This window comes from Chryseobacterium cucumeris, assembly GCF_001593385.1.
Classification (GTDB): domain Bacteria; phylum Bacteroidota; class Bacteroidia; order Flavobacteriales; family Weeksellaceae; genus Chryseobacterium; species Chryseobacterium cucumeris.
On sequence record NZ_LUVZ01000012.1, the window covers coordinates 417758 to 443819 of the forward strand.

A 26062-nucleotide genomic window follows, 5' to 3' on the forward strand; every position below is an offset into this window, starting at 1 on the left:
AATAAAGTAATGTCACTGATTCTCAATTAAATCTAACGAATCTATACCTTATGAGAAAAGCAGTTATACCCGTTCTGTTCGTTTTTTCACTTACTGCGAATGCACAGGAGAAAAAAACAGCCGACACTACGAAGACAACCAGTATTGAGGAGGTCGTGGTCACCTCTTTGGGGATAAAAAGGCAGGCCCGCTCTTTGACGTATTCCAGTCAACAGATTGGCGGGGATGAGCTTACAGAAGTGAAAACTCCCAATCTATTAAATTCGATCAACGGAAAAGTTTCCAATGTGCAGATCAACAGAACCAATGGTGTAGGTAGCTCCGTAAGGGTGATTATGAGGGGGAACAAGTCTGTCAACAATACACAGCCATTATATGTAATTGACGGAATTCCTATTATCAACGGAACAGGAAAATCAGCAGATATCGGACAGTATTCCAATATGCCGGATCCCGGAGATGTACTAAGCTCCATCAATCCTGATGATATCGAAAGCATCAACTTCCTGAAAGGAGCTTCTGCTTCTGCATTGTACGGTTCTGCCGGAGGTAACGGGGCTATCCTGATTACGACTAAAAAAGGACGTGCAGGGAAAAGTTCAATTACTTACAGCTCCAGCCTTACAGTGGACAGGGCTTATAGTCTTCCAAAACTACAGCACAGTTATCTGTCTTATGACCCTTCTGTATCGGGATCACAGCCGGGACAGGCAGTAGACAGCTGGGGTGCAAAAGGATCTTCTAAAGATTATCTTAAAGACTTCCTTCAGACAGGAACAACTTGGGTAAATAGCCTTTCTTTCCAGTCAGGAAATGAGAGATCAACAAGTTATTTCTCAATCGGAAATACTACCAACAAAGGAGTAGTTCCCATGTCATATTTTGATCAGTATAATGTATCCTTCAGAAATTCAAGTAAGTTTTTGGATGATAAACTGACGTTAGATGCCAACTTCATCGGGTCATTACAGGAAAGTAAGAACAGACAGACTCCGGGAGCTTCTTTTTCTCCTTTGACGAGTTTGTACTGGCTGCCAAGAGGCGTAGATTTTGACCAATACGGAGGAAATAATTATTCTTACATCAATAAAACAAGATTTTTGCCGGCTCAAAATTGGTGGGAAGTCAATCCGGACGGAAGCTTCAAAGGAAATCCGGTGACACAGAATCCTTACTGGATCTTAAACAGAAATCCCGTGACAGTAAGCAACAAAAATACTTATGGAGCCCTTTCATTGTCTTATCAGATCAATCCATGGTTGACTGCGAGAGTGAGAGGAAACTATAGCTGGAATATTTCAGACAGCCAGCGTGATATTGCGGCTTTCTCAGCTCCTAGCTTACTAGCTAATGGTATTAATGGCAGAATGCTTAAAAATACATATGAAAATTCTTCTACTTACGGTGATGTCCTATTAATCGGTAGTCCCAAAATAAGTGAATCTATTTCATTGGATTTTACTGTAGGAGGAAGTATCAATACTACAAGAAATAAAATAGGACAAATTGATAATGCTTATCTAGCCAATCCAAATCTTTTCACTTTGAATAACCTTCAGTGGAATGTAAACAGAGCGCCTGGAGATGGATATCATAATACTTATACGAATATGAAAAAACAGGTACAGTCTGTTTTTGCAAGTGCTTCCGTAGGTTATAAAAATATGTTCTATGTAGATATGACTTTCAGAAACGACTGGGATTCTACTTTAGCATTAACAGGAAGAACCGGGTTTGATTATGAATCTGTAGGAGCAAACGCTATATTGTCTTCTATTTTCAAACTTCCGGAAGTAATTAATTTCTGGAAAGTAAGAGGATCTTATGCAACGGTTGGTTTGGGATTACCTACCAATATTACCAATGCAATGGTGGAATATAGCAAAGGGTATGTTTATGGAGTAGATGCAGGAACCATTGTATATCCAAAGAGTTCTTTTGCTACTGGAGCAGGTTTTGAGGCATTGCTTCCAAAGCCGGAACTTAACAAAACATTTGAAGCCGGAACTGAGTTGAGAATGTTGGGGAATAAATTAAATTTTGATATTACTTATTATAACTCAAATACGAGCAACCAATTACTGGAAACAACAATTCCTTCCTATTTAGGAGGATTAGCTCCAGGATCATACTACATCAACGCAGGAAAAATCCGAAATACAGGTTTTGAATCTTCACTATCCTACAAGATTTTTGATTCGTCAAAATTCGGATGGACGGCCACTTTGAATGCATCAGCAAATAAAAACAAGATTGTTGAATTATTACCAACAAGTATCAATGTTTCCAAAGATCTGACCTTTTCACTAACAGGTGGTGGTGATTATACAAGATTAAAACTTGGAGGTTCTTTTGGAGACCTTTACGGAATCAAATTTAAAAGAGATGATCAGGGCCGTATTCTTGTGAATGAAAAAGGTGTTCCTTTGGCAGAGAGTACTCCTTCTTATCTGGGTAATCCGAACCCTAAGTTTATTATGGGATTCAATAACTCCTTTACTATTGGTAAACTGGGAATCTCTTTCCTTATTGATGGTAAATTTGGAGGTAAAGTATTATCTCTTACAGAAAAAGCCAATGATCTATATGGAGTAAGCCAAACCACAGCCGATGCAAGAGATGCCGGAGGCGTATCTATTCCAAACGCAGTGTATGCACCAGGAACTCCAAACGCAGGACAGGCTTATACAGGGTTGACGAATGCAAAAGATTATTATAAAGCAGTAGGAACAACCGAAGGATTCGGGAAAGGAGTTGATGAAGCGTATTTATATAGTGCTACAACAATCCGTTTACGCCAGGCATCTGTTTCATATATGTTTGATATCAACTCAAAATATCTGAAAAATGCAACGGTAAGTTTAGTAGGAACCAATTTGTTTTTCTTCTACAAAAAAGCACCGTTTGATCCAGAGCAGGTATCAGGAAATACACCTGGTGGGGTAGGAGTAGATTCATTCGGTCTACCGGTTACCAGATCTATCGGATTATCTTTAAAAGCTAACTTCTAACTTTTACAATTAAGACAATGAAAATCAATACTATTAAAACATTGGTGTTTGGAGCTGCAGTACTTTTTTCTGCTTCGGGATGTACGAATGACTTTGACCAATATAATCAGGAGAAATTAGGAGGGCCTGAAAATTTTTATGCAGATTTTATCGCTATAGTAAACCCTATGAAATCTATTCAGAGAGGTTTGCAGGCAGATTATCAGTTATATCCAAACCTTAGTGCAGATATGTATAGCGGAATGTTCAGTACAGCAACACCATTTAACGGAGGAGTAAATAATCTTACGTACTCTATGATGGATGGATGGAATAACAGAATTATTGCCAGACAACAGGATATCTTCAATTATTCTATCATTATTGATAATGCTGCGAAAGGGAACTATCCAGGTGTAGATTTTACCGGAACACTTGCTGTAAAAAAGATTTTGAAAGTCATTACAGCCGCAAGAGTTTCAGACAGTCATGGCCCTGTAGTTTACAGCAAATATGAAAAACCCAATCCTAACGGAGTGACTGATTTTGACTCCCAACAGGAAGCCTACAACTATTTTATTGCTGATCTTACTGCAGCCATTACAGATTTACAGAAAGTAATTGCGATGCCAGCAACACAGAATGTTGAAGATAAAACTTCACTGAAAAGTGCAGACTTAGTATATGGAGGAAATATGGCGCAATGGGCAAAGTTTGCCAATTCTCTAAAGCTGAGGTTATCCATGAGAATGAGCTACGCTGATCCTGCAAAATCTAAACAATATGCAGAAGAAGCATTGGCTTCACCTGCAGGATTGATTACTGACAATGCAGATAATGCGTTGATCAGTGTAGGACAGTCAGAATTGAGTTTTATTATTTACTCATGGGGAGATTGTTTAATCGGAGCCCCTTTGATGGCATATATGAACGGATACAATGACCCAAGACTTCCGGCATATGCTATTCCTGCATCTGATCCAAGCTTACAGGGAAAATATATAGGAATACGTCAGGGCATTGATTTATTAAATGGTAAATCAACGTACGGAGGGTTCTCGCAGCCACAGGCAAAATCTGCCAGCGGAGATTATTTTTCCGGTACCGATGGTAAAATGAAATTATTCACCGCTGCAGAAACATGGTTCCTTAGAGCTGAAGCTGCTTTGAGAGGATATGCAGGAGCAGGAGATATTCAAACTAACTATACAACCGGAGTTCAGCAGTCTTTCGGGGAATGGGGGAAAAGTGCTAATGTTGCTGCTTATCTTGCCGATAATACTTCTACTGAAGCACCTTATATTGATCCGAAAAATGCAGACAATAACGTACTTGTTGGAAACCCCCAGTTAAGTACCATTACCATTGCATGGAATAACGGCGATACCAACGAAAGAAAATTAGAAAGAATTATTACCCAAAAATGGCTTTCTCTTTATCCAAACGGACCGGAAGCATGGGCTGAGCAGAGAAGAACAGGATATCCGGTTCTTTTTAAGGTAAGAAAGAATGACAGCGGCGGAGCTATCAGTACAGAAGCAATGATCAGGAGAATTCCTTTCACTATTGATACCAAAACATCATTATATAATTACCAGCAGGCCGCTCAAATGCTTAACGGTCCTGATACCGGAGGTACAAAACTTTGGTGGGATAAGAAATAAAAAATATTCAGAATCACTCATTAATAAAGAGACATCTCAAGATCAGATTTTTATTTGATGCATTCATTAAGGCGGGAGAATAGAGTAGAATCTCCAAAAAATTTATAGTTTCGTTTTTTTAGCCTGAATGTATTTTTGAGATGTTCTCTTTTATTTAGAATCTTATTTTAAATATGGGAAAAAACAACTCCGGAACCCGTCGGATTCAGCCGATTCTTTGGATTTCAACATTATATTTTGCAATGGGAGTGCCCTTTGTAACCATTAATGCGGTTTCAGGAATCATGTATAAAGATATGGGGGTTTCGGACTCGCAGATTACTTTCTGGACTGCCCTTATCATGTTCTCCTGGACATTAAAACCTCTTTGGAGCCCTTTTCTGGAGATCTATAAAACCAAAAAATTCTTCGTTGTTTTTACTCAGTTTGCGATAGGAATTCTGTTTGCATTAGTGGCCTTAAGCCTGCCAATGCATGCTTTTTTCAAATACAGTATTGCCCTTTTTGCGATAGTTGCATTTTGCGGAGCTACCCATGATGTGGTAGCAGACGGAACGTATATTGGGTTTTTGACCAATAAAGAGCAGGCAAAGTATATTGGATGGCAAGGTGCTTTTTACAACCTGGCGAAGATTATCAGCAGTGGAGCACTCGTTTATTTTGCCGGGGTTTTAGAAAAGACAAAAGGCGTAACCCATGCCTGGATGATCATTATGGTGATCTATGCATTACTCTTTTTTGTACTGGCTATTTACCACTATTTCATTCTGCCGAAGGAAAACAAAGAAGAACGGAAAGATGGAAAGACTGCCGGAAATGTTCGTCAAGAACTATTGGAAGTGATTACCTCTTTCTTCACCAAAAAGAAAATTCTATGGTGTATCCTCTTTATAATTCTGTACCGTTTTGCAGAAGGATTTGCGATCAAAATTGCGCCTTTATTTTTTAAAGCTCCAAGAACATTAGGAGGATTAGGATTATCTACTTCCGATATCGGGCTTATTTATGGGACATATGGTTCTGCAGCATTCATCCTGGGATCCGTATTGGCAGGGTATTTTATCTCAGCCCGCGGATTGAAAAGATCTTTGATATGGCTATGCTGTGCATTCAATATTCCATTTGTGGTCTATGCATTACTGGCTTATTATCAGCCGGCAGATCTTTTACCGGTAGGAATTGCGGTGGTAGTGGAATATTTCGGTTACGGATTTGGTTTTGTGGGACTAATGCTCTACATGATGCAGCAGATTGCACCCGGAAAACACAAAACGGCACATTACGCATTTGCAACAGGGATTATGAATCTTGGCGTAATGATTCCCGGAATGATCAGTGGAACGATCAGTGACTGGATCGGATACAAAATTTTCTTTATCTGGGTCTTGATTGCTACCATTCCTGCATTTTTGGTCACTTTATTTGTTCCTTTTCCTCATCCGGAAAATCAGAAAGAACAACAAATCAATTCATAATAATTAAAAATAAAAAGTAAAAAATACTTTATGACAGCTCAATCAGTAATGATCCCTTGGCAGGATCGCCCGGAAGGTTGTAATGATATCATGTGGAGGTTTTCCGAAAACCCGATCATTAACAGATACGCTATACCAACATCCAACAGTATATTCAACAGTGCCGTAATTCCTTTTGAGGACGGATTTGCCGGAGTGTTCCGTTGCGACAACAAGGCAGTACAGATGAATATTTTTGCTGGTTTCAGTAAAGACGGAATCAATTGGGATATCAATCATGACCCTATTGAAATGCAGGCAGGAAATACGGATATGATTGAATCCGATTACAAATACGATCCACGTGTAACTTTTATTGAAGACCGCTACTGGATCACCTGGTGCAACGGATACAATGGTCCTACCATCGGAATTGGGTATACTTTTGATTTTAAAGAATTTTTTCAGTGTGAAAATGCCTTTCTTCCATTCAACAGAAATGGTGTTTTATTCCCTGAGAAAATCAATGGTAAATATGCCATGTTGAGCCGTCCGAGTGATAATGGACATACACCTTTCGGAGATATTTATATCAGCTATAGCCCTGATATGAAATACTGGGGTGAACACCGTTGCGTGATGAAAGTAACACCTTTCGAAGACAGTGCATGGCAGTGTACTAAAATCGGAGGAGGGCCGGTTCCTATCAAAACAGAGGAAGGATGGCTGCTTTTCTATCATGGCGTGATCAATACCTGCAGAGGATTCAGATATTCAATGGGAGCTGCTTTGCTTGATCTTGAAGATCCTACAAAAGTGTTGTACAGAACGAAGCCTTATTTATTGGCTCCGGCTGAATTGTATGAACTGACAGGAGATGTACCCAATGTGGTTTTCCCTTGTGCAGCATTGACTGAAGGAGACAAAGTAACAGTATATTACGGTGCTGCTGATACCGTAGTTGCGATTGCCTTTGGATATATCTCAGAAATCATTGATTTTATGAAAAAGAATTCAATTTAATACAGTAATATAAAGTTTAGGAAAATAGGTTAATCATCTTAATTTTTCCGTTTGCTGGGAATTTTATAATGGTTTTCCTATTTTTAAACCAACTTTTAAATAAAAAAATCTCCGATACCTCTCTTATCATGAAAAAAGAACTGTTAATCTGCTTTTTTACCACCCTGATTTCTGTAGCTAGTGCCCAGCAAAATAAAAACGATGTTTTATCCTGGGTAGATCCTTTCATAGGCACAGGAGGACATGGGCATACTTTTCCTGGGGCAACCACGCCATTTGGAATGATACAGCTGAGTCCGGATCAGAATACAAAAAGTGGCGACTGGGACTGGTGCTCAGGATACCACTACAGCAGCAAAACGATTATGGGATTCAGCCATAACCATTTGAGTGGAACGGGTTGGGCAGACCTTGGAGATATTCTGGTAATGCCTACCGTAGGGCAGATTAAAATGGTTCCAGGATCAGAAGATAAACCGGAAACAGGATACCGTTCAAAATTTACGCACGATAAAGAAATAGCGTCTCCGGGGTATTATTCTGTAATGCTGGACAGCTATGGAATCAAAGCAGAGCTGACCGCTTCTCCAAGAGTCGGATTTCATAAATATACTTTCCCGAAAAGTAGTGAAGCTAATATCATTATTGATCCTACCAACAAAATCTTCGGAAATATCTACCATACTTTAGTAAGTGTGGAAGGCAATAATAAAATCAAAGGATACTGCTACAGCAATGGCTGGGGAGGTAAACGGTTTGCTTACTTCGTGATGGAGTTTTCCAAACCGTTTAAGTCTTACGGTGTTTATGCTGACGGAAAAATCAAAAATGATGAAAAAATTGCCCTTGCCAAAGATGCGAAAGCTTTTGTGAGATTTTCCACAGAAGATCAGGAAAGCATTGAAGTAAAAGTATCTCTATCTCCGGTGAGTACAGAAAATGCACAGGAAAATTTTGATACCGAAGCAACAAATGTTGATTTTGCCAAAGCAAAAGAAACAGCCCAAAAAACCTGGAGAGATCTGATCGGCAGATTTCAGGTGACAGGAGGAACGGATAGCCAGAGAAAAATTTTCTACACGGGAGTTTACCATACCTTCATTGCACCGAATTTATATATGGACGTGAATGGAGACTATGTTGCCGCTCAGGAAAACATGAATACCAAATGGTTTACCAACTACAGTACGTATTCTTACTGGGACGGATTCAGGGCAACACATCCATTATTGACTATTATGGACCAGAAACATACGAAAGAATTTGCCAATTCCCTGATCAGCAGATATACAGATCGTAAAGATCACATGCCAATCTGGGAGCTTTGCGGATATGATAACTTCTGTATGTTAGGATATCACAGTGCCTCGGTAATCTGGGATGCCATTTCAAAAGGAGTTCCGGGTATTGATGCAGAAAAAGCATTTGCCGCGATGAAAGATGCTTCTTTAACAGATAAAATGAGCAGCAGCGATGGTGGTGGCGGTCTTAATGATTATATCAAATTAGGCTATACTCCATCAGAAAACGGAGCTTCAGTTTCTGCAACATTAGAATATTCATATGATGACTGGTGTATTCAGCAGCTTGCAGAAAAATTAGGTAAAAAAGAAGAATCGGAAGTATATAAAAAACGTTCTATGAACTTCCTGAATACCTTCAATAAAGAAAATAATCACTTCTGGCCAAGACAAAAAGACGGTAAATTCTTAGCAGATTTTACTCTTAACGATTGGAAAAAACTTCAGCCACACTGGGTTTCCGGAAACATCTGGGCGTACGACTTCTTTGTTCCTCATCAGATTGATGAAATGATGAATCTGTACGGAGGGAAAAAAGGATTTGAAGAAAAACTGGATAAAACCTTCACAGAAGCACTTCATATGGAAGGAGAACAACATGTTGATATCTCAGGATTCATCGGATCTTTAGGATTCGGGGATGAGCCTGGTCATCATGTTCCATACCTGTACAACTATGCAGGAAGTCCTTACAAGACTCAGAAAATGGTAAAATATATCCGCGACAATATGTACGCGGCGAAACCAGACGGAATTGTCAATAATGAAGACTGCGGCCAGATGTCAGCATGGTATATCTTCTCATCATTAGGATTCTATCCTGTGACACCGGGGAAACCTGTTTATGCCATCGGTGCACCACAATTCCCGAAAGCATCATTAAAATTAGAAAATGGAAAAACTTTTACCGTGATCGCTGACAAGATATCCGACAAGAATATCTATGTACAGAAAATGTTCCTGAACGGTAAAGAATACAAAAGCTGGGAGCTGAATCACAGTGATATCATGAACGGTGGTGAATTGAGATTCGTAATGGGAAGCAAACCAGTAAAATAAGACTCATAAAAATAAACGAAACAAAATATCAATGGAAAGGAGAAATTTTATTAAAACAAGTGCATTGGCAGGAGCCGGATTGCTGTTTACTCAAAATGTTTTTGCTAAAAATTTAGTGCTGGACGATTTTCCTGTTGTCCGTGTTCCTAAAGATAAAAGACATTTTACCAGCGAATCCGTAGAAAGTGCTATTGCCGCGTTTAAAAAGAAAGTGAAAAACAAAGAGCTGAGCTGGCTTTTTGAAAACTGCTTCCCGAATACATTGGATACTACTGTTTATTATACGGAAACCGGAGGAATACCGGATACCTATGTGATCACCGGGGATATTGACGCCATGTGGCTTCGTGACAGTTCCGCACAGGTTTTCCCTTATCTGCAGTTTTCGAAAAAAGACGAAAAACTGCATAAGCTGATTTCAGGAGTAATCCATAAACAGACTACTTTCATCCTGAAAGATCCTTATGCGAATGCTTTCTATAACGATGATCAGAAGATCAGTAAATGGAAAGAATATGACCATACCGATATGAAGCCGGGCACCCATGAAAGAAAATGGGAAATCGACTCGCTTTGCTATCCTATCCGTTTGGCCTACCACTTCTGGAAAACTACAGGAGATACAAAACCTTTTGATGCGAACTGGCTGAAAGGAATCAAACTTACCCTGCAGACCTTTACAGAACAGCAGAGAAAACACGATTTAGGACCTTATAAATTCGAGCGTACAACGGCTTGGGCAACAGACGGAGTTCCTATGGGGGGATATGGTTATCCAACGAAACCTGTAGGATTGATCAGCTCTATGTTCCGTCCAAGTGATGATGCTACCATCTACGGATTCCTGATCCCTTCCAACTTATTTGCGGTGGTAAGCTTACGCCAAGCTGCGGAAATGGTTACTCAGATTAAAAATGAAAAAACGTTGGCTCAACAATTGAACAGCCTTGCTGATGAGGTAGAAACAGCCATCAAAAAATACGGAATTTACAATCATCCTGAATTTGGGAAAATATATGCTTTTGAAGTAAATGGCTTTGGAAGCTATAACCTGATGGATGATGCGAACTGTCCAAGCTTGCTGGGACTGCCTTATCTGGATGCGGTGAAAGCTGATGACCCTGTGTATTTGAATACAAGAAAATTTGTGTGGTCAGAAAACAACCCGTTCTTCTTCAAAGGTAAGCTGGCAGAAGGAATAGGAGGTCCGCATATCGGACTTGACATGATCTGGCCAATGAGTATCATAATGAAAGCACTCACTACCAAAGACAAAAGTGAGATCAGATGGTGCATAGATACCTTACAGAAAACGCACGGAGGAACAGGCTTTATGCATGAATCCTTCCATAAAGACGACTCTAAAAAGTTCACCAGAGAATGGTTTGCATGGGCCAATACCTTATTTGGAGAATTGCTATGGAAAACATTTAACGAAAACCCTGAGCTACTGACATAGCACACCCTTTTATATGGCTTTTTTATCATTGATTCCTTCCCGAAAAAGAAGGAATAAGGGGATTGCTATATAAAATTCAGACACCAAAACACCTTAAAAAAATTATACAATGAAAAAAAAATCCATCTTTACCGCACTGATTGCCATGATGCTTCAGTCTGGTTCTCTGATTAACGCACAACAGCTTAATCCTACCGGAATATGCTATGTGGAAGTGAATAATAACAACCTCCTGAATGCGGGAGCGTACAAACTGCAGACATCGAACAGCTACCTGTTTAATGTGGTGAATATTTTTGCGGCCAATATTAATTATGATACCAGCCGTGGTAGAGCATATCTGTATTCCAATAATAACGTAACCAAGGTTCTTACTAATGCAGATACTTACATAAAGCCACTTCAGCAAAAGGGAATGAAAGTAGTACTGACTATTTTAGGGAATCACCAAGGGGCCGGGATCTGTAATTTTCCTACCCGTGAAGCCGCAAAAGACTTTGCTCTGCAGCTTGCCAATACAGTGAATACCTACGGTCTTGATGGAATTGATTTTGATGATGAATATTCTGAATACGGAAATAACGGAACAGGACAGCCTAATGACAGCTCTTTTGTAATGCTTGTTCAGGAGCTTAGAGCGTTATTGCCGAATAAGATTATTTCATTCTATTACTACGGCCCTGCTGCTTCAAGACTTTCCTGGAACGGAGCCAGAGTAGGAGATAATGTCAACTACAGCTGGAATGCCATGTACGGAACATTTTCTGCTCCAAATGTACCACCTCTTACCAAAGCACAAATCTCTCCTGCTGCCGTATGGATGGGAAATACTTCCAATTCTACCACCACCAGCCTGGCAACTCAAACAAAAAATGGCGGTTATGGAGTATTCATGTGGTATGATTTACATGGAACGAATGAAACATCACAGCTTTCAGCAGGAACTCAGACATTATATGGAGAACCAACTGTTTTAAGCGGTACTTTACAATCCTGGACACAAGGAACCAATTGTGATGCCCCTATCGGATTGTACACAAGCAATCTTACAGGAACAAGCGCAAAACTAAACTGGTCAGCCGTAGGAACCAATACTTATGATATTGATTATAAACCTGCTTCTTCAACAACATGGACGAATGCAGTAACAGCAACGAGCTCCACTTCCGTAACCATTTCCGGATTAACAGCCAATACTGAATATGACTGGAGAATCAGAACCAACTGCAGTGTGAAAAGCGCCTATATGTTTGCTCCAAGATTTACAAGCACTTCAGGAACAACTCCTACAGGATCCTATGCTCTGTCTTTGGATGGAAGTACTGAATCAGGAGCGGCCGGAAGTATGAATCTAAGTGGGTCTGCACTATCTTTTGAAGGATGGATAAAACCTTCATCATTCAAATCTGCGTCACCATATATTTCTTCTATCATGGGAACAGAAGTAAGCGACAGCAATTCTGCATTCTTACGATTAGGAGATGCCAGTCTGGCGAATAATAAACTCCAGTTTGTGGTAAGTATTAATAATGTACAGCAAAAACTGGCTTCTGCTACTGCTTTGAATGCCAATACCTGGTATCATGTAGCAGCTACTTACGATGGATCCAATATGAAAATTTATATCAACGGTGTTCTGGATGCCACTAAAGCACAAACAGGAAGTGTGAATTCAACTGGTGCATTTAACGTAGGATATTTATATAATACTTCCAGAAATTTCAATGGTAAAATAGATGAAGTAAGAGTTTGGAAGCGCGCATTGAGCCAAACCGAAATCAGTCAGAATATGTGTAATGTATCCGTTCCGGCAACTTCACTGGCTGCGTATTGGAAGTTTAACGAAGGAAGTGGTTCTACAGTTCAGGATACTTCAGGAAATGGTGTGACTTTAACGTTAACGGGAGTTGATTCTTCTAACTGGGGAACAGATCTGCCATGTACAACAGGAAGTTCAGCATTAGCAAGAACTGCAGGGCAAAAGGCGGTCAATGTCGGAGAGACAAGCATTAAAAATCAAATCAAATTATATCCTAATCCGGCAAGCAAATCTTCATTACTGACAGTTTCTGTTCCTGATGAATACAGCAAAGGAAAATTGACAATTTATGATTTTAACGGAAGAATCGTAGACACAAAATCACTGAACTCAGGAGATAATCAATATGAATTGAGCAGAATTCCGGCAGGAAACTACATTGTTCAGTTTGAATCTCATGATGGAAGCCTGAAACAATCCGAAAAACTAATTGTAAAATAATAACCCCCGTCATTGGACTTCGGCCCAATGATTTTTTCTACTACAAAATTGATATACTATGAGAAAAAAATCCTTTTTTATTCCCTTAATGGCCTTGATGCTTCAATCAGCTCCGGCACTCAAGGCACAGCAGCTTAATCCTTTGGGAGTCTGTTATGTGGAAGTGAACAACAACAATATGCTGAATGCAGGCTCGTATACTCTGCAGAATACCAACAGACAGCTTTTTGATGTTGCTATTATTTTTGCAGCGAATATCAACTATGATGTTTCTAAAAACCGTGCTTATATCTCAAATAATAACAACGTTACCAAAGTTCTGAATGATGTCAATACCTATGTAAAACCTTTACAGCAAAAAGGAATAAAAGTATTGCTGGATCTTTTAGGAAACCACCAGGGAGCTGGAATTTCCAATTTCCCTAACCGTGAAGCGGCTAAAGATTTCGCTCTGCAGGTTGCTCATACCGTTTACACCTACGGCCTGGATGGAGTAGACCTTGATGATGAATATGCAGGATACGGAAATAACGGAACAGGACAGCCTAATAACAGTTCTTTTGTTATGTTATTACAGGAGCTTAAAGCTGCAATGCCGGATAAACTGATTACATTCTACTACTACGGTCCGGCTACAACCAGACAAACGTATAATGGAGATTTAGCAGGAAATTATATCAATTACACCTGGAACGCCATGTACAGTACTTACAATGCGCCTGTTGTTCCACCTCTTGATAAATCTAAAATCTCTGCAGCGGCAACCTGGATACAGAACTCGAATCCAAGTTCAACTTCTGCCACTACACTGGCAAGCTTAGCGAACAGTACAAAGAATGATCAATACGGCGTGTTTATGTGGTACGATCTGCCGGGAACCAATGTAGCCAGCTACCTGAGTACAGGATCCAATATTCTTTATAATGAAAATACACTCTTAAGTGGTCAGTTGTATTCATGGTCACAGGGACAGGCTTGTGATCCGCCATTGGGGCTTGATGTCTCCAACGTGACAGGAACTTCAGCTCAACTGAACTGGACTTCCAATGCTTCTCAGTCTTACAATATTGATTATAAACCAGCTAATTCAACGGTATGGACAAACGTTGCCAATAATTATTCAGGAAATAATATTGTCATCAGCAACCTTACCCTGAATACCAATTACGATTGGAGAATCCAGTCTAACTGCTCACCGACATTAACAAGTACTTATATTTTTGCACCAAGGTTTAACTCCGGAAGTGGCTGCACTACGCCATCAGGATTGACTTCCGGAAGTTTCCTTGGTAATACGGCTCAGTTATCATGGGATGCCGGAAATGCAACTTCATATACATTACAGTATAAAACTGCTACTGCCACAACCTGGACTGAAATTCCAAATATTACAACCAATTCCTATTCATTACAAAACCTGACACCTAATACAAGTTATGTGTGGAAAGTACAGGCTTCATGTACAGGAGGAACTACAAGTACTTATTCAGGAGAAGGATCATTCAACAGTGGTTTCGCTCCGGTTACAAGTCCGGGTGCAAGATCTCTTGCTTTCAACGGAAGCACGCATTATCTTAACGCAGGACAATTTAACCTGAGTGGAAACGCGGTGACCTTTGAAGGTTGGGTAAAAGTAAACTCATTTAAATCTGCTTTCCCTTACATCTCATCGGTAATGGGCGTTGAAGTAGGAGATAATAACTCGGCGATGCTTCGTTTCGGAGACGGCAACCTTGCGAATAATAAGCTGCAGTTTATATTAAGTTTTGGTTCGTCACAGGTGAAATTGAATACGAATACTTCATTCAACACCAATACATGGTATCATATAGCAGCTACTTATGATGGAACAGCCATGAAAATTTATGTCAATGGTAATCTTGATGCTACTTTTGCAGTAACGGGTAACTTTACGGCAAACGGAATTCTTTATCTGGGAAGAAACTATGACAATTCCCGTACACTCAATGGCTTTCTTGATGAATTCAGAGTTTGGAAAAAGGCATTAACACCACAGGAAATTTTAAGTAACAGCTGTAATGTTCCTGCCAATTCTACAGGTCTTGAAGCGAACTGGAAAATGGATGAAGGAAGTGGAATGGGAGCTTTGGATGCTACGGCCAACACTCATTTTGCAACCCTGATCAATATGACAGATGCCAACTGGAGAACAGATGTTGCCTGTGCTTCTAATCTTGCAGTGAAAGATGTTGAATCTGTGAAAGACAACAGCGCAGTCTATCCGAACCCTGTGAAACGAGGAAATGATCTTCACTTTGCTATCAGTGACAACTCTGCAAGTGAAGTGGCATTGTATGATGCTTCAGGAAAATTGATCAAAAAACAGAATATTAATCAAAATAATAACGCAGTCAATACGCAGGATTTAATCAGTGGTACTTATATTTACAAGATTACATCTGCGAACAGTAAAGTAATATCAACCGGTAAAATTATTGTGAAGTAAAATTCAGATAATGAAATAGTTATAGGAACTAATAAAATAGCGTCTGAAATACAAAGCAGACAGACAGAAGTGTACTTCTGTTTGTCTGTTTTTTCAGTCACGGGAAGGACCTTAAATTTAAAATAAAAAATAATGCAGAATATAGTAGGAATTGATATCGGAGGGTCGCACATTACGCTGGCTCAGGTAGATGCTGGAAAACGTGAAATCATTTCATCAACCTATGTAAGAGAACATGTAGATGCTTTCGAAAACAAAGAAGTTATTTTCAAAGCTTGGATTTCAGCCATTAATAAGGTGGCTCATGATCTGGTAAAAGAAGATCTTTTAATCGGTATCGCAATGCCGGGACCTTTCGATTATGAAAATGGAATATCTCTTATGCGGCAGGGAAAATTTATTGATATCTATCAGGTCAATATTAAAGAAGAACTGGCAAAAAGGCTGGCCATTTCTCAGAAGCAGATTCATTTTGTAAATGATGCGGCTGCGTTTATGGAAGGAGAAGTATTCGGAGGATGTGCCCAAGGTTTCAGCAGTGCTTTTGGAGTGACTCTTGGAACAGGATTGGGAACTACTTTCTTCAATGGAGATTTTGCTGCCGATGAAGACTTATGGGATGCTCCCTTCAGAGATTCCATCAGTGAAGACTATCTGGCGACACGCTGGTTTGTGAATCATTATAAAGAACTGACCGGAGAAGAAATCTCAGGAACGAAGGATCTTCTGGATAAACCTACAGAGATACAGACTCAAATGTTTAACGATTATGCAGACTCCTTTTCTGAGTTTATTGTCAGATATGTAGATCATTACAAACCGGAAGTTTTAGTTATAGGAGGAAATATTGCCAAGGCTTATCCTCATTTTGAGCAAAGATTTATTCAGAACTTAACCAAGAATAATATTAACTTGCAGGTTAAAATTTCTGCTATATTTGAAGATGCGGCCATTCTTGGAGCTGCCAGCTATGCATTAAAAAAGCGTATATAAATTAACAAACGAAAAGATACAATGAAGTTTATATTTTCTACTTGCTTACTGTTATTACAGGCCTGGGCTTTAGGTCAGAATGTATCTCCCGTAGACTATGTGAATCCTTTGATGGGAACCCAATCCAAACCTTCATTATCCAATGGAAATACCTATCCGGCTGTCGGACTTCCTTGGGGAATGAATATCTGGACACCACAGACCGGTAAAATGGGCGACGGATGGGCCTATACCTACGATGCAGATAAAATAAAAGGATTTAAACAAACCCACCAGCCGTCTCCCTGGATGAACGATTATGGCGCATTTGCCATCATGCCTGGAGTTGGAAAAGTGAAGTTTAAAGAAGACGAAAGAGCAAGCTGGTTCAGCCATAAAGCTGAGGTTACCACACCTTATTTCTATAGCGTTTATCTTGCTGATATCAATGTCACAACAGAATTTACACCTACTGAAAGAGCCTCTTATTTTAAATTTGATTTTCCAAAGACAGACAGCGCTTACGTAGTGGTTGATGCTTTGAACAAAGGATCTTATATCAAAATTTTACCAAAAGAAAGAAAAATCCTCGGATATACTACAAGATATTCTACCGGGAAATACGAAAACTTTAAAAACTACTTTGTTATTCAGTTTGATAAAGATTTTGAACTCACAAAAACCTGGAAAGATGATAAACTGGTGAATGATCAGTTAGAAATTACCAGTGATCACACCGGAGCTGTGGTAGGATTTAAGCTTAAAAATAAAGAAACGGTTTACGCAAAAGTAGCTTCTTCATTCATCAGCTTTGAACAGGCAGAACTGAATCTTAAAAGAGAAATCGGAAACAGAAATTTTGAACAGGTCAAGACCGACGCTAAAAATATCTGGAATAAGACATTAGGAAAAATAGAAGTAAAAGGAGGAACAGATCAGCAGATGAGAACCTTTTATTCCTCTTTATACAGAACTTTATTCTTCCCGCAAAAGTTATATGAGATTGATGCTCAAAATAAAATAAAACATTGGAGTCCATACAATGGCAAAATTGTAGACGGAAGAATGTTTGCAGGAACCGGTTTTTGGGATACTTTCCGTGCTCTATATCCTTTCCTGAATCTGGTGTATCCAAGCATTAATGTGGAAATGCAGGAGGGACTGGCCAACGCTTATAAAGAAGGTGGTTTCTTACCAGAGTGGAGCAGTCCGGGATATTCTGATATTATGATTGGAAACAATTCCGCATCCGTAGTAGCAGATGCTTACATCAAAGGACTTCGCGGATATGACACAGAAGCGCTGTGGCAGGCTGTAAAACACGGAGCAAACAATGAAGGTCCTATAGAAGCTGTAGGCCGCGCAGGAGTAAAGTATTATAATGAACTGGGGTATGTTCCTTACGATGTAAAGATCAATGAAAATGCAGCAAGAACATTAGAATACGCTTATGATGATTTTTCAATCTATCAGTTAGGAAAAGCATTAGGAAAGCCTGCTTCAGAAATTGATATCTATAAGAAAAGGGCATATAATTACAAAAATGTATTCGACAAGGAGACGGGCCTTATGCGTGGTAAAAATAAAGATGGTAACTTCCAGAAACCTTTCAATCCTTTCAAATGGGGAGATGCTTTCACAGAAGGAAACAGCTGGCATTACACATGGTCTGTTTTCCAGGACATTGACGGTTTGGCAGAACTGATGGGTGGAAAGAAGAAGTTTGAAGCCAAATTGGATGACGTCTTTTCTCTGCCTCCTGTTTTTGATGACAGTTATTATGGAGGCGTGATCCACGAGATCAGAGAAATGCAGATCATGAACATGGGACAGTACGCTCACGGAAACCAGCCTATTCAGCACATGATCTATCTATATAATTATGCAGGAGCACCTTACAAAACTCAATATTGGGCAAGACAGGTGATGAATAAATTGTATCATGCAACTCCGGACGGATATTGTGGTGATGAAGATAATGGACAGACTTCTGCGTGGTATATTTTCTCAGCTCTAGGTTTTTATCCGGTAACACCGGCGACAGATCAATACGTATTGGGAGCACCATTATTTAAAGAAGCCACCATTCACCTTGAAAATGGTAAGAAAATTGAAATAAAAGCTCCTGAAAACAATGCGGAAAATTTATATGTAAAATCTTTGAATGTAAACCAACAGCTTTATTCCAAAAACTGGCTAAGCCACAAGGAATTGATGAAAGGTGCCGTGTTAGACTTTAAAATGGATAGCAAACCTAATAAAGAAAGAGGTACACAGGAAAAAGATTTCCCATATTCAATGTCAAAAGAAGAATCAAATAAATAATTTTTAAATTAAAAATATAGCTGCATGAGTACAGAAAAAAAAGAAATATTCGAGAGAGTAGAGAATATGCTGCAGACACAAGGTTTTACTATTGCTGCAAAAGATGATACAAGACCATGGGGAGGATTTTTTGTGATTGATGAAACACAGGCACAAGATTTTGCCAACCAGTATTTTGACGGGATTGATGTAGACAGCCTGAGAATAGGAGGGAAGCTAAGCCCTAAAATTCTTATCGTGGCTCCGGAAGCAAGATTAAGCTGGCAGTATCACCACAGAAGAGCCGAAATCTGGCAGGTAGTAGAAGGAACTGTAGGCATCAAAAGAAGCAATACCGATGAAGAGGGAGAATTGAAAGAATATGGTCCGAAAGATCAGGTGAAACTTCAGCAGGGGGAAAGACACAGATTAATTGGTCTTGCAGGCTGGGGAATCGTTGCCGAAATCTGGCAGCATACCGATGCTTCCAATCCTTCAGATGAAGATGATATCGTAAGAGTACAGGATGACTTTGGAAGATAAATAAAAAGAATCCGCTTCATTGAAGCGGATTTTTTATTGAAAGGAAGCCTGAGGCTGTAAGAGGGGAGTTACTGGAGGTTTTTAAAGCTGTTGGATTTACTTCGTTATTACCGGTGAATTTTACTAGCAGTACTCCAGCTTCATTCCTCCAACTTCCTGCTTTTAAAACGTCACATCCAGTCCCAAATTGAAGTTGGCCTTCATAATCGGAGCATATACCATTCCTCCGTCAAAATAGCTTCCGAAAGGATTTTTAAAATCTACAATCGTATTTTTCTGATAATAAGAAGTCAGGTTTTCTCCTCCTACATAAGCTCTGATCTTTTTATTGAAATTTCTTGAGATCTGAGCATTAAGAACTGCATATGATTCCGAATAAGTTGGGAGCTGAAATTCTGCCGGATTCGTTGAAGTATCAGGAAGTCTTTGCTTTCCGACCCAGTTTAAAGTCGTATCAAAACTCCAGAATCCTCCTTTATCACTTTTATTGGTCGAATAGGCCAGATTCACGAATCCTCTGTGCTTTGCCATAAATGGAACTTCTCTTCTTCCACCGATATAATCAGCCTGCACATCATAATATTTATATGCCAATCTTACTTCAAGATTTTTTACAGGCATGAAATCCCATTGAGTCTGGAATGAATTGGCAAAAGATTTTCCATCCAGATTATAGAATGTCAGCTGTTGAGGAGATCTGTCCAGATCTACCAATACCTGATCCTGGAAATCTGTTCTGAAGAAGTCAGCAATAATGCTTGATTTTCTTCCGAATAACTTAAATTCCTGTTGTAAACTGGCTCCATAATTCCATGCGATTTCAGGTCTTAATCCATAAATATTTCCTCCATTAGGTAGAATATTAATCGCTCTGTTTGATGCAAAATACTGCTGGCTTTCCGCAAATACATTTGCTGTTCTGAAACCTCTTCCCGCAGAAAGTCTTAAAATTGTTTGAGGTGTGAAGTCATATTTAAAGTTCAATCTTGGCGTAAACTGTGTTCCTGCCAGGTTGTGGAAATCAACTCTTGAACCTGCTACTAAAGTATATTTTAAACCAGTTAAAGTATATTCAGCAAAAATGCCCGGTACAATTTCATTTCTTCTCATATCATCCAGCAAATACGTTTCTTTATAACCATCATATAAGAAACTTGCACCAGCCTTGTACTTGTGGTTGGTATTTCCGATGATGCTTTCAAAAATTAAATTGGAATAGTATGTATGCTGCTGTCCCGCATAATTTCTCAATCCAAAAAAGCTGTCCTGCTGATGGTAAACATACTGGTTCATCCATCCGATACTCTGGTAAGGTTTTCCTTTAAAAACATACCCAGTTTTATTCCAGACCTGGAATCTTGAAATATCGATTCCAACCCCATAAAAAGGCTGTTTGTCCTGACCCAGTTTTTTATCAAAACCAATCTGTCCTGCCGTTCTTTCATCTCTGATAAAATTAATTCCAAAATGAGACCCGAACCCCGACTTTTCAAGATCGTTATAGTTCAGCAAATATGCTGCATTAATCTGTGTTCCTTTCGGTCTATCCAGAAAACCATCATGGTTCATATCTGTATTTCCAAACGTTCCGTTTCCGTGAAGAAGGAAAGTTTGCGACCATTTATCGTTGATCGGAGAAACATTGGTGATATTGATTTCTGCTCTTCCATTGAAGTCAGAAAAAAGGTTCAGTGACGTTTCAGGCGTCTTGGCATTTTTTAAAAGCTCAGTATTGATCTGTCCTGTGATACTTTCATAACCGTTGGTTACCGTACTTCCTCCTTTGGTAAGCTGAATACTTTCGATCCATCTTCCCGGGATAAAATTTAATCCATAAGCAGAAGCCAATCCTCTGATTTCAGGGAGTTGTTCCTTCGTTAAGCTGGTATATTTCTGATCCAGCCCAAGCATTTTCAGCTGTTTTGTTCCCGTAACTGCATTGCTGAAAGAAACATCTACCGTTGCATTGGTTTCGAAACTTTCAGATAAATTACAACAAGCAGCCTTTAAAAGTTCTTTTTTATCAATATTAAAAACAAGTCCGGCTTCTTTTTTACTTAAAGCTGTTGCTGCCTTAGAACCCGTTACCACAACACCATCAATATTTTTTTCATGTTGAGAATGATCCTCTTTAGCTAATGAAGTCTCATTGTCTTTATGATCTTCATGCTTTGTTGCTTCTTCGTAATGAACCTTTGGATTAGGCTGCCCAAAAGTAAACTCTCTGTCATACAGGCAGCATCCCGGAAGTCCGTTGTAAACAGCATCAGAAGCTTTGTATTTTTCATTATCATGACCTGCATCAGCAATAGCCTTTAAAATCTTATCCGATGAGGTTTTTGAAGGGTCAAAATTCAAAGTAACCGTTTGTTTCTCTGCATTCCATTCCGCAGTATCAGCCCCCGCATCTTTTGATGCTTTTTCAATTCTGGCTTTACAAGAAGCACAGTTTCCTCTTACATAGAATTCATTCTCTTTTTTAGTGGAAATAGTAGCCTCTGCATGATGCTCATGATTGGTTTCTGCCTGTGAAGACTTTGCATCTCTGTCGTAATGACAACATCCCGGAAGTCCTTCATAGGTTGTGTCAGGAGCTTTGAATTTTTCGTTATCATGACCTGCTTCTGCTACTTTTTTCAGAATATCATCGGCGGATGCTTTGTCTGTTTCAAAGGTTAAGGTTTGAAGATCAATAGAGTATACTGCTGTTTTTGCACCCGCTTTTTTAGCGGCACTTTCAATTCTTGTTTTGCACATTTCACAGTTCCCTTTTACCTTGAACTGATTTTTTGAAAGTGTTTGAGCAGCTATAAATTGTGTAAATAGGAATAATCCACCAAGTATCAACCTGGAAATATATAATTTCATTTTGTTTAAAAGTTTAAATTAATTAAAAAATAGTTCACTATAAGACATAATGAACCCTTGATGTTTTAATTAACCTATCTTGGGCGGTTGCCAGATTTCCTTTAAACGGTCTGAAAGATAAGGATCAGCATACTGAAACTGAGGATTCTTATTCGATTTATAATAAGACAGTTCCAGACGTAGATTTTTTGAAAAAGGGGTTTCAATAAAAGTATAGCAGGCAATGCATGATGAGCAGCAGTCATCTTTACATGATTTTGTTTTATCATGGTTGCTGTCTTTTTTTGAAGAATGATTTTTACAGCAATCCATTTTTTTTGAAGACTCTGCTTTACAGCATGTTTCCTGGGCCTCTTGCGCATAGAAATTATCCTTGGGAATCAGAAAGACTCCCAGGCAAAACACTATGGCAAGTATGTGAAACAGCTTCATCTCTGCAAAAATACAAAATTTATGGCAAAGGATCACCAACTTTTAGAGAACAGCTGTGCCAAGGTTCTCCGTGTGCCGGATTCAGTTTTGGTTTTTCACCCATCGCCAGATTCTGTGCAGCAGGTGCAGGAGCCGGACTTGGAGAAGGCTGAACTACATTTTGTGCTGGCTGTGGTGTGGGTGCGGGCTTACTGTTTAATGGCTGGCCTACCGGAATATCACATCGGTGTCCAGGCTGCCCGTGGGGAGGATTCATTCCTGGAGCGGTTTTAACCTGTTTTCCATTGTTATCAAGGGAAATTTTCCCTGGTGATACAGCATTCGGATCAATCTGGATGGTATTGCCTCCGTTCACGTTTACATTTTGCGTAGCGGGAGTAGCTGCAGCAGGTTGACCATTTAAAGGTTGTCCTACCGGAATATCGCATCGGTGTCCAGGTTGCCCGTGTGGAGGATTCATTCCCGGAACGGTAGCCATAGGAGCAGGAGCAACGTTAGACTGGATGCCTGCCTGTTCCATCAGAGCGGTTTTTGAGGTTGTATTTAGGGCTACGTTGGGCTGGCCAGCGTTGGCTTCTTCTTTTAAGTAAGTAGCTCTCTCATCCTTTTTACAGGATGCAGCTAAGAGTGATACGGCGATCAAACCTATAAATGTATTCTTCATATCCATGGGTATGAAACAAAATTAGCAAAACATTTTCAATTGTTTTGCTAATTTTATACTTATAATTTGATTTTTGGATTAATTTTTTACCAAAAGTCTAAATCCTTCTCCGTGAACGTTGATGATTTCCAATCCTTCGTCGTCTTTTAATAACTTACGAAGCTTGGCAATATAAACGTCCATACTTCTTGCTGTAAAGTAATTTTCCTTTTTCCAGATCTTTCTTAAAGCAAGGTCTCTCGGCATGAAATCATTTCTGTGGATGCAAAGAAGTTTTAATAATTCATTTTCTTTAGGCGAAAGTTTGTATTCTTTATCACCTACTTTCAGCTGTCTCAGCATAGAATCAAAGAAGATATTGCTGATCTTGAACTGCTCCTGTTCTTCATTTTCCAGGGTAGAACTTCTCTGAAGAATTGCTTTTATTTTGTATAATAGAAGCTCAGTATCAAAAGGTTTTGTAATATAATCATCAGCACCTAACTGATATCCCTTCAGGATATCTTCTCTCATGTTTCTTGCAGTAAGGAAAATGATCGGTGTATTTTTATCAATCTTTTTTACGTCTTCCGCTAATGAAAATCCGTCTTTTTTAGGCATCATTACGTCAAATATGCAGATGTCGAATTCATTTTCCGTAAATTCTTTAAGTCCCTGCTCCCCATCAGTGGCAAGAGTTACTTCAAAATTATTGATGGTCAAATAATCTTTAAGCACCGCCCCGAAACTCTGATCGTCCTCTACTAATAATATTCTGTTGCTCATAATTTTAATAATTAAAAATTAACAATTAAGAATGAACTTCCTCACTCTATCTTCTATATTTTGATATTTGGTTACACTTTTTATAATTGATGAATGATCATTGATAATTGATGTGGTGGAGAAGTTTTATCATTTATCGATTATCATCTATCATTTATTTTTCTAGCTCATCGGTAGTTTTATCGTGAATGTACTTCCTTTTCCTTTATGAGAGTCTACGATAATCTGTCCTTTGTGCAGTTCTACAATTTTCTTCACGTAAGAAAGACCTAATCCCTGGCCTTTTACGTTGTGAATATTTCCGGTTTCTTCTCTAAAGAATTTTTCGAAAATTTTGGTTTTATTCTGCGTATCCATCCCCATTCCCTTATCGGAAATTTCAATTACATACCAGTGTCCTTCATTTCTTGTTTCCACATGTATTTCCGGTGCTTCAGGAGAATATTTATTGGCATTATCCAGTAAGTTGACCAGCATATTGGAGATGTGGAATTCATCTATTTTAAAATTATACTGAGTGGCCGTAAACTTCTGCGTAAGGGTTCCATTCCTTTGTTGTACAATCAGGTTGAAAGATTCTGTCGTTTTTTTGATCAGCTCTCTTACGTTGGTCTCTTTTAAAAATAATTCCACTTCATTTCGCTCAAGCTTGGACATGTTAAGTACATTTTCCACCTGCTTTTTCATCCTTAAGTTCTCCTGCTTGATCAGTTCGGAATAGTATTTTACCTTATCCGGATTGGTGGCAATTTTGTCATTAGCCAAAGAATCCGTGGCTACAGAAATGGTTGCCAATGGTGTCTTAAACTCGTGAGACATGTTGTTGATGAAGTCTGTTTTCACTTCAGCAAGTTTTTTCTGCCTCATCATATAATTGATGGAAATAATATAAATTCCAAGAATGGTAAGTAGAGAAAGGAATGTTCCCAAAAGCATCGGCCAGTTATTCATCGCGAGGGAATATTCTTTTTTAGGAAATACCAGGGCAAGGCTGTATAATGTATTTTTCTTATCCGCAAAAAGAGGAAAGCTGTAGGTATTACTGTCCTTCTTTTCTTTATAAGCCTTATTGGCAATGCTTGTAAGCTTATTATTACGATCCAGAACTCCATATCCGAACTTGGCAGTGATACCTCTTATTTTCAGTTCTTTGGCAATAACGGAGTCAAGTGTTTTCGGATCTACTCTTTTAGTAATAGGAAGGTTGTTTCCATATACTTTCACAAACTCTTTCATGGAATAATCTCCCGTCTCAATCTCCTGATTGATATCTTGCGTTAAAAGTTCGCGATTGGTGGTATCTCTTTTTATTTTATAAGCAGCTTCGTCTGTATACAATGTAGTCAGCTTGATAGAATCTCCTTTTTGAGAAATAGGCAGCTGCGTTTTTTCAATGATATTTTTGGAATAAATAATCTGTCTTTGAGTCCCGGAGTCTTCTACTTGCTGAATGGTAGTTAAAGATGGCTGTTTGCTGTTCGCAAGAATATTTTTTCTGAAATCTTTATAATCCTGATTCAGGTATTTGTCAGCTTCAATCTCTTCAATACTTTTTGAAGTACTTTCCAAAACCGCATACACTTTATTTGAAAAATCCTGTTCCAGTACGCCGTAATAGCCTTTCAACCAATAAAATTGGAGCGTCACAAAGACAATCAGTGAGATTGTCATAAACACTGAAATTATTGGGATGAATTTGTTATTCATTATTTAATTATATAGGTTTTGGAAAAATGAATGTTAAAATTAATTGTTTTAAGAGTACCTAAACAAAAAACGAGCCAAAAAATTGTTTTTTTTTTCTTAAAAGAGTGTTTTTTAACAATTATTTATGAAT

The 26062-nt window shown here is 38.9% G+C and carries 16 protein-coding genes; 11 read left to right on the forward strand and 5 right to left on the reverse strand.

Translation table 11 applies throughout. From position 1 onward, the window contains the following. The first annotated feature begins 50 nt into the window (after nucleotides 1–50). From A1704_RS10825 to A1704_RS10875, 11 genes are all read left to right on the forward strand, one after another. The gene (locus tag A1704_RS10825) at nucleotides 51–3011 is read left to right on the forward strand and encodes a SusC/RagA family TonB-linked outer membrane protein (protein WP_082798760.1); all 2961 of its coding nucleotides are present in this window, start codon (nucleotides 51–53) and stop codon (nucleotides 3009–3011) included. Between the two features lie 17 nt (nucleotides 3012–3028). Continuing rightward, nucleotides 3029–4654, forward strand: coding sequence for a SusD/RagB family nutrient-binding outer membrane lipoprotein (locus tag A1704_RS10830; protein ID WP_062673246.1), 1626 nt, complete (start codon nucleotides 3029–3031; stop codon nucleotides 4652–4654). 173 nt (nucleotides 4655–4827) lie between these two features. Further along, entirely contained in the window at nucleotides 4828–6129 is a 1302-nt protein-coding gene (locus A1704_RS10835; protein WP_062673248.1) for an MFS transporter, read from the forward strand. A 30-nt stretch (nucleotides 6130–6159) separates the two neighbouring features. After that, nucleotides 6160–7131, forward strand: a complete 972-nt coding sequence (locus A1704_RS10840) for a glycoside hydrolase family 130 protein (protein ID WP_047376309.1) — start codon at nucleotides 6160–6162, stop codon at nucleotides 7129–7131. A 128-nt stretch (nucleotides 7132–7259) separates the two neighbouring features. Then, nucleotides 7260–9491, forward strand: a complete 2232-nt coding sequence (locus A1704_RS10845; RefSeq protein ID WP_062673791.1) for a GH92 family glycosyl hydrolase — start codon at nucleotides 7260–7262, stop codon at nucleotides 9489–9491. 31 nt (nucleotides 9492–9522) lie between these two features. Next, complete coding sequence (locus tag A1704_RS10850) at nucleotides 9523–10950, forward strand: glycoside hydrolase family 125 protein (protein ID WP_062673251.1); 1428 nt, start codon at nucleotides 9523–9525, stop codon at nucleotides 10948–10950. 109 nt (nucleotides 10951–11059) lie between these two features. After that, nucleotides 11060–13210, forward strand: a complete 2151-nt coding sequence (locus A1704_RS23890; protein ID WP_065119597.1) for an endo-beta-N-acetylglucosaminidase H — start codon at nucleotides 11060–11062, stop codon at nucleotides 13208–13210. A gap of 58 nt (nucleotides 13211–13268) precedes the next feature. After that, on the forward strand, nucleotides 13269–15677 hold the full coding sequence (locus A1704_RS10860) for an endo-beta-N-acetylglucosaminidase H (RefSeq protein ID WP_062673253.1): 2409 nt from the start codon (nucleotides 13269–13271) through the stop codon (nucleotides 15675–15677). Nucleotides 15678–15809: 132 nt separating this feature from the next. Continuing rightward, nucleotides 15810–16670, forward strand: coding sequence for an ROK family protein (locus A1704_RS10865; protein WP_062673255.1), 861 nt, complete (start codon nucleotides 15810–15812; stop codon nucleotides 16668–16670). Nucleotides 16671–16691: 21 nt separating this feature from the next. Continuing rightward, entirely contained in the window at nucleotides 16692–18974 is a 2283-nt protein-coding gene (locus tag A1704_RS10870; protein WP_062673257.1) for a GH92 family glycosyl hydrolase, read from the forward strand. 24 nt (nucleotides 18975–18998) lie between these two features. Continuing rightward, complete coding sequence (locus tag A1704_RS10875; RefSeq protein ID WP_062673259.1) at nucleotides 18999–19496, forward strand: cupin domain-containing protein; 498 nt, start codon at nucleotides 18999–19001, stop codon at nucleotides 19494–19496. Between the two features lie 162 nt (nucleotides 19497–19658). On the opposite strand, the gene A1704_RS10880 is transcribed toward A1704_RS10875, so the two are convergent. From A1704_RS10880 to A1704_RS10900, 5 genes are all read right to left on the reverse strand, one after another. Then, the gene (locus A1704_RS10880) at nucleotides 19659–22364 is read right to left on the reverse strand and encodes a TonB-dependent receptor domain-containing protein (RefSeq protein WP_082798761.1); all 2706 of its coding nucleotides are present in this window, start codon (nucleotides 22362–22364) and stop codon (nucleotides 19659–19661) included. 69 nt (nucleotides 22365–22433) lie between these two features. After that, nucleotides 22434–22796 carry a hypothetical protein gene (locus A1704_RS10885; RefSeq protein WP_062673261.1) on the reverse strand — a complete coding sequence of 121 codons (363 nt, stop codon included), beginning with the start codon at nucleotides 22794–22796 and terminating at the stop codon, nucleotides 22434–22436. A 19-nt stretch (nucleotides 22797–22815) separates the two neighbouring features. Then, nucleotides 22816–23460 carry a hypothetical protein gene (locus A1704_RS10890; RefSeq protein ID WP_238590606.1) on the reverse strand — a complete coding sequence of 215 codons (645 nt, stop codon included), beginning with the start codon at nucleotides 23458–23460 and terminating at the stop codon, nucleotides 22816–22818. 78 nt (nucleotides 23461–23538) lie between these two features. After that, the gene (locus A1704_RS10895; protein ID WP_002982671.1) at nucleotides 23539–24225 is read right to left on the reverse strand and encodes a response regulator transcription factor; all 687 of its coding nucleotides are present in this window, start codon (nucleotides 24223–24225) and stop codon (nucleotides 23539–23541) included. Between the two features lie 162 nt (nucleotides 24226–24387). After that, nucleotides 24388–25932 (reverse strand): sensor histidine kinase, encoded by a 1545-nt coding sequence (locus tag A1704_RS10900; RefSeq protein ID WP_062673264.1) that lies wholly within the window; start codon nucleotides 25930–25932, stop codon nucleotides 24388–24390. Nucleotides 25933–26062: the final 130 nt, after the last annotated feature.

Coding starts and splice junctions, on each gene's coding strand:
- A1704_RS10825 (WP_082798760.1), top strand. CDS start 51: ATGAGAAAAGCAGTTATACCCGTTCTGTTCGTTTTTTCACTTACTGCG.
- A1704_RS10830 (WP_062673246.1), top strand. CDS start 3,029: ATGAAAATCAATACTATTAAAACATTGGTGTTTGGAGCTGCAGTACTT.
- A1704_RS10835 (WP_062673248.1), top strand. CDS start 4,828: ATGGGAAAAAACAACTCCGGAACCCGTCGGATTCAGCCGATTCTTTGG.
- A1704_RS10840 (WP_047376309.1), top strand. CDS start 6,160: ATGACAGCTCAATCAGTAATGATCCCTTGGCAGGATCGCCCGGAAGGT.
- A1704_RS10845 (WP_062673791.1), top strand. CDS start 7,260: ATGAAAAAAGAACTGTTAATCTGCTTTTTTACCACCCTGATTTCTGTA.
- A1704_RS10850 (WP_062673251.1), top strand. CDS start 9,523: ATGGAAAGGAGAAATTTTATTAAAACAAGTGCATTGGCAGGAGCCGGA.
- A1704_RS23890 (WP_065119597.1), top strand. CDS start 11,060: ATGAAAAAAAAATCCATCTTTACCGCACTGATTGCCATGATGCTTCAG.
- A1704_RS10860 (WP_062673253.1), top strand. CDS start 13,269: ATGAGAAAAAAATCCTTTTTTATTCCCTTAATGGCCTTGATGCTTCAA.
- A1704_RS10865 (WP_062673255.1), top strand. CDS start 15,810: ATGCAGAATATAGTAGGAATTGATATCGGAGGGTCGCACATTACGCTG.
- A1704_RS10870 (WP_062673257.1), top strand. CDS start 16,692: ATGAAGTTTATATTTTCTACTTGCTTACTGTTATTACAGGCCTGGGCT.
- A1704_RS10875 (WP_062673259.1), top strand. CDS start 18,999: ATGAGTACAGAAAAAAAAGAAATATTCGAGAGAGTAGAGAATATGCTG.
- A1704_RS10880 (WP_082798761.1), bottom strand. CDS start 22,364: ATGAAATTATATATTTCCAGGTTGATACTTGGTGGATTATTCCTATTT.
- A1704_RS10885 (WP_062673261.1), bottom strand. CDS start 22,796: ATGAAGCTGTTTCACATACTTGCCATAGTGTTTTGCCTGGGAGTCTTT.
- A1704_RS10890 (WP_238590606.1), bottom strand. CDS start 23,460: ATGAAGAATACATTTATAGGTTTGATCGCCGTATCACTCTTAGCTGCA.
- A1704_RS10895 (WP_002982671.1), bottom strand. CDS start 24,225: ATGAGCAACAGAATATTATTAGTAGAGGACGATCAGAGTTTCGGGGCG.
- A1704_RS10900 (WP_062673264.1), bottom strand. CDS start 25,932: ATGAATAACAAATTCATCCCAATAATTTCAGTGTTTATGACAATCTCA.